General features: G+C 56.6%; 1 protein-coding gene. It reads left to right on the top strand.

The features are described from left to right. Window positions 1–300: ATP-binding protein (locus tag ALO43_RS23760; protein WP_162235621.1), on the top strand; the 300-nt coding region annotated here is incomplete at its 5' end. Between the last annotated feature and the right edge of the window lie 32 nt (window positions 301–332).

Genomic DNA, 332 nt, shown 5'->3' with positions numbered 1-332 from the left:
GGCCTGCGCTACAGCGGCAGAAATCATTCGTCAGCGCAGGTCTGGCTGAAGCTGCATCACGACCGACAAAGCGATTTGCCCATTCTGGAAGTACAGGACGACGGGCCAGGGGTCAGCGAGCAACATTTGGCCAAGCTGTTCGAGCCGTTTTTCACCACGGAAAGCAAAGGCACCGGTCTTGGTCTATATCTGTCACGCGAGCTTTGCGAAAGCAATCAGGCGCACCTGGAATACGTCCCGCGGCAAGGTGGCGGCAGTTGCCTGCGCATAACCTTCGCCCACCCGTTCAAAACGAGCTGAGCATGAGCCAACGGCAAAAAATCCTGATAGTC

The sequence above is a fragment of the Pseudomonas tremae genome (assembly GCF_001401155.1).
GTDB classification, from domain to species: Bacteria; Pseudomonadota; Gammaproteobacteria; order Pseudomonadales; family Pseudomonadaceae; genus Aquipseudomonas; species Aquipseudomonas tremae.
This window is presented reverse-complemented; position numbering and strand designations above follow the sequence as displayed.